Annotated in this window: 1 tRNA gene; it reads right to left on the bottom strand. The window is 54.0% G+C overall.

Features of this window, described 5'->3' with window-relative positions:
- Positions 1–372: 372 nt before the first annotated feature.
- Positions 373–449 (bottom strand) — tRNA-Ile (locus tag HNV26_RS37415).
- Positions 450–607: the final 158 nt, after the last annotated feature.

Genomic DNA, 607 nt, shown 5'->3' on the forward strand with positions numbered 1-607 from the left:
GCCTCTTGGCACCTAGGCATCCACCGCACGCCCTTAGTAGCTTACTTGCCCTAATCTCTTGTTTCACGCCCGCCTCCCGGCGGATTGTCGAAACTCGAAACCAAGGCCCAGACTCCTGCTCTTCGCAGCAAGCCTGGAAGACTTCTTGTTACTTACGCTTGATTCAAAAGCACCTGACTTCATTCCCCTCACCTTCGCCTCACGGCGTCAGCGGGGTACTTTCGTCAGGGCTTCTGCGAGAACTTCTCTCAGCAGAAATTGAACTTACCCTTCGTATGCACTTGTCAAAGAACGCTTCTCCATACCTCAGAGAAAACTTGTGTGGAGCTGATGGGGTGCGCGTCACCGCCTTCCTCCTCTTCAGGGAGAAAATGGTGGGCCTAGGTGGACTTGAACCACCGACCTCGCGCTTATCAGGCGCGCGCTCTAGCCAGCTGAGCTATAGGCCCAGGGGCTATCGCTTCGGCAAACCCTACAGCGTCCTTCATTCTCAAAGAGCCAAGTCGCACGGACTCAGTCCTTCAAAACCAAACAGCAAGCCCTAAGTTTTCAGCTAGATTGTTACTCGGAAACGTTGACCTGGTTGACCTGACGCGACTCGAAAGTC

The organism is Myxococcus xanthus (assembly GCF_013116825.1).
GTDB lineage: Bacteria > Myxococcota > Myxococcia > Myxococcales > Myxococcaceae > Myxococcus > Myxococcus xanthus_B.